The 4551-nt window shown below is 60.6% G+C and carries 4 protein-coding genes and 1 pseudogene; all 5 read left to right on the forward strand.

The window, feature by feature from the left end; all coding sequences use genetic code 11:
- Positions 1-355: pseudogene (locus ACW8PS_RS13470) on the forward strand (alpha-glucoside ABC transporter substrate-binding protein); the annotation flags it as partial.
- Positions 356-426: 71 nt separating this feature from the next.
- Positions 427-1404 (forward strand): carbohydrate ABC transporter permease, encoded by a 978-nt coding sequence (locus ACW8PS_RS13475; protein ID WP_491528001.1) that lies wholly within the window; start codon positions 427-429, stop codon positions 1402-1404.
- Positions 1404-2552, forward strand: coding sequence for a carbohydrate ABC transporter permease (locus ACW8PS_RS13480; protein ID WP_491528002.1), 1149 nt, complete (start codon positions 1404-1406; stop codon positions 2550-2552). The genes ACW8PS_RS13475 and ACW8PS_RS13480 overlap by 1 nt, the downstream gene beginning before the upstream one ends.
- Positions 2553-2564: 12 nt before the next feature.
- Positions 2565-4211 carry a beta-galactosidase BglA gene (gene bglA / locus ACW8PS_RS13485; RefSeq protein ID WP_491528003.1) on the forward strand — a complete coding sequence of 549 codons (1647 nt, stop codon included), beginning with the start codon at positions 2565-2567 and terminating at the stop codon, positions 4209-4211.
- Between the two features lies 1 nt (position 4212).
- A partial coding sequence (locus tag ACW8PS_RS13490; protein WP_491528004.1) for an ABC transporter ATP-binding protein occupies positions 4213-4551 on the forward strand: 339 nt, incomplete at its 3' end.

Genomic DNA, 4551 nt, shown 5'->3' on the forward strand with positions numbered 1-4551 from the left:
GGGCAATCCGGTGCTTGGCGCGGGCACGCTTTGGGCCATCACCGAGCCTTCGGATGCGGCCGATGCCTGGGTCGAATTCATGCAGACCCCCATCGCGCATGAGCTGTGGATGGCGCAATCGGGCTTCCTGACCCCCTATAATGCGGTCAACCCGGAAGTATTCCCGACCGATGCGCAGCGCGCCATGAACGACATCCTTCTGGGGGCCACCACGTTCCGCTTTGACGGGTCCGACCTGATGCCCGGCGAGATCGGGGCAGGCGCATTCTGGACCGGCATGGTCGATTACGTGACCGGCGCGGATGCGGCCGATGTGGCGCAGGCCATTCAGGACCGGTGGGACTCGATCCAGTAAAACGATCCCGGCCCGGCTCGCATTTCCGCGCGGGCCGGGTCATTTAACCACTTTTGGGGGGAGGGGCGGTCATGTCACCACTGTTGCAGGGCGTGATTACGATCCTGGTGGGTGTGTTCGGCTGTGTCGGGTATTTCTACGCCGCCAACCTGCTGCTCGACAAGGTGATCTACCCGGCCAGGGGCCCCAATATCGGGCGCAATATCAACCGCGCCAATGCGATCCGGCCCTGGCTGTTCTTGCTGCCTGCGATTCTGGCGCTGTCGATCTATCTGGTCTATCCGGTGATCGGCAGCCTGATCCGGTCGCTCTATAACCGGGCGGGCGATGAGTTTATCGGGCTTGGCAATTACACATTCCTGTTTGGCGATTCCGAGTTTCAGCAGGCGCTGTTCAACAATGCGCTCTGGGCCATCGTGGTGCCGGCGGCGGCGACCTTTCTGGGGCTTTTGGTGGCGCAGCTGACCGACCGTCTGTGGTGGGGCAATATCGCCAAATCGCTGATCTTCATGCCGATGGCCATTTCCTTTGTCGGGGCCTCGCTGATCTGGAAATTTGTCTATGCCGGCGACCCTGATATCGGCATCATCAATGCCTTGCGGGGGTCGATCGGGTTTGATCCGATGGACCCGCTGCAAGTGCCGTTCTGGAACAATGTCTTCCTGATGATCATCCTGATCTGGGTTCAGACCGGCTTTGCCATGGTGATCCTTTCGGCGGCGTTGCGCGGCATCCCCGAAGACACGATCGAGGCCGCCATCATCGACGGGGCCGGGCCGTTCCAGTTGTTTTTCAAGATCAAGGTGCCGCAGATCGTGGGCACGATTGTGGTGGTCTGGACCACGATCACCATTCTGGTGCTGAAGGTTTTCGACATCGTCTACACCATGACGGGCGGCAATTTCGGCACCCAGATCCTGCCAAGCTACATGATGAGCTTCATGTTCCGCGATGATGGGCGGGCAACGGCGGTGGCTGTGGTGATCATGGTCGTGGTGTTGCCGGTGATGATCTGGAACATCCGTCAGGCGCAAAGGGAGATGCGGTAATGGACAATATCGCGGGACAGAATAACGCGCTGAAATGGGCGGTGAACATCTCGGTGGCCTTGCTGGTCATTGCCTGGCTGATCCCGACCGTCGGGCTTTTTGTCTCCTCGTTTCGGGACCGCGATCAGATCTCGGCTTCGGGCTGGTGGGTGGCCCCGTTCTCGGTCGAACTGACCTATCGCACACGCGGCGATGCGCCCCCCCGCCAGGAGGGGGATCTGTGGATCATCGAGGGCAACCTGTTCGAGACCGCCGAGGTTGCGGAAACCTTTGCCAATGGCGGGGCGGAAGTGACTGGTTTTGGCGTGCGCGCCCGCGAACCTGATGTGTTTCCCGCCGGCACCGAGGGCGAAACCCGCGATGGCGGCACCCTGCGCGTGAATGCCGATGGCAGCTATGTCTACAGCAGCACGCAAGAACCGGAGACCGGCCCGCGGGTTTATTTCGCCGCCAATACGCCGCCCAGTTTCACGCTGGACAATTACCGCACCATCCTGACCTCGGATGGCATGGGCCGGGCCTTCATCAACACGCTGACGGTGACGATACCGGCCACGATCATTCCCATTCTGATTGCTGCCTTTGCCGCCTACGCGCTGGCCTGGATGGAGTTTCCGGGCCGTGGATTGCTGATTGCGATCGTGGTCGGGCTTCTGGTCGTGCCGCTGCAACTGGCGCTGGTGCCGCTGTTGAACCTGCACAATCAGATCGGCATCGGGCAGAGTTTCGTCGGCATATGGCTGGCCCATACCGGGTTTGGCCTGCCGCTGGCGATCTATCTCTTGCGCAATTACATGGTCGGGCTGCCGCGTGACATCATCGAAAGCGCCCGGGTCGATGGTGCCACCGATTTTCAGATCTTCACCAGGATCATCCTGCCGCTCAGCTTTCCGGCCTTGGCAAGCTTTGCCATCTTTCAGTTTCTCTGGACCTGGAATGACCTGCTGGTGGCCAAGGTGTTTCTGCCCTCGGATGCGGCCAGCCGGGTGATGACGGTGACCATTGCCGATGATCTTCTGGGGTCGCGCGGCGGCGATTGGGGTATTCTGGCCACGGCGGCCTTTGTCTCGATCGGGGTGCCGGTTCTGGTCTTCTTTACCATGCAACGCTACCTGGTGCGCGGCCTGCTGGCCGGCTCGGTGAAATAGGATTTGGACGTGATGAACCTGATGCAGGATATGGTGCGCGAGCAGATTATCGCGCCGGATCGGGACTGGTGGCGCGGCGCGGTGATCTATCAGATCTACCCGCGCAGTTTTCAAGACAGCAATGGCGACGGCATCGGCGATCTCAGCGGTATCATCCACCGGCTCGATCATGTCGCCAGCCTGGGTGTCGATGCGATCTGGATCTCGCCCTTCTTCCGCTCGCCGATGCTCGATTTCGGCTATGACATTTCCGATTACCGCGATGTCGACCCGATCTTCGGCACGCTTGGCGATTTCGACGCGCTGATCGCGCGGGCGCATGAGCTGGGCATCAAGGTGCTGATTGATCTGGTGCTGAGCCACAGTTCCGACCAGCACGCCTGGTTTCAGGAAAGCCGCCAGAGCCGCGATAATGCGCGGGCCGATTGGTATGTCTGGGCCGATGCCAAACCCGATGGCACGCCGCCCAATAACTGGCTTTCGATCTTTGGCGGCTCGGCCTGGGAATGGGATGGCGAACGGATGCAGTATTACCTGCATAATTTCCTGAAAGAGCAGCCCGATCTGAACCTGCATAACCGCGATGTGCAGGACGAGCTGCTGGATATCGCCCGGTTCTGGCTGGAACGCGGGGTTGATGGCTTTCGTCTCGATACCATCAATTTCTATTTCCACGACAAGGCGCTGCGCGACAATCCGGCGCTGGATCCGGCCACCCGCAACGCCACCATCGCGCCCGAGGTGAACCCCTATAACTGGCAAGATCACCTCTATGACAAGAACCAGCCGGAAAACCTGGATTTCCTGCGCCGCTTCCGCGCCCTGCTGGATGAATTTCCCGCCGCTGCCGCCGTGGGCGAAGTGGGCGATGCGCAGCGCGGGCTTGAGATTCAGGCCGCCTATACTTCGGGCGGCGACAAGGTGCAGATGTGTTACAGCTTTGACTTTCTTTCGGGGCTTGCGCCCGACGCGGCGCGCATCGGCCGGGTCCTGACCGATTTCGAAGCATCGGCGGCGGATGGATGGGCCTGTTGGGCGTTTTCCAACCATGACGTTACCCGCCATGTCAGCCGCTGGAATCTGTCCGATGCGGCGGCGCGGACCTATGCGGCGCTTTTGCTGTCGATGCGCGGGTCGGTATGCCTGTATCAGGGCGAGGAACTGGGCCTGACCGAGGCCTATGTGTCTTATGACGATCTGCAAGACCCCTATGGCATCCGGTTCTGGCCCAAATTCAAGGGCCGCGACGGCTGCCGCACGCCGATGCCCTGGGTTGCGGATAACCGAAATGGCGGCTTCTCGGATGCCAAACCCTGGCTGCCGATGGCGGTTGAACATATGGCGCGCGCGGTGTCGGCGCAGGAGGGGCAGGGGGGCAGCATCCTGGCCTTCTATCGCGCCATGATCGGATTTCGCAAATCCCGGCCGGAACTGGCCAAGGGGGATTTCACCCTGCTGCGCGCCGACCGCGATGTGGTGATGTTTACCCGCGCCCATGATGGCCTGCGCCTGATTTGTGCCTTCAATCTGAGCGACACCGCGCAGGAGATCACCCTGCCGCAAGGCAATTGGACATTGTGCAAAGAGGCCCCGTTTGCGGAGCCTGACGCGCAGCTCATCGGGCCCTGGCAGGCCCTCTTTGCCCTTGAGGAGACCTGAAATGGCTGATCTCGTTCTGAAAGATGTCGCCAAATCCTATGGCGATGTGAATGTGCTGAACAATATTGATCTGGACATAAAGACCGGCGAGCTGATCGTGTTTGTCGGCCCCTCGGGCTGCGGAAAATCCACGCTGTTGCGGATGATCGCGGGGCTGGAAAAGATCACGGCGGGCACGTTCAGCATTGACGGGCGGGTAATGAATGATGTGCCGCCCTCGCAACGCGGCATTGCGATGGTGTTCCAGACCTACGCGCTTTATCCGCATATGACGGTGCGCGAGAACATGGCCTTCGCGCTGAAAATCGCGGGCAAATCCAGGGCCGAGATCAAAGCCACG

The sequence above is a fragment of the Alterinioella sp. genome, assembly GCF_058343375.1.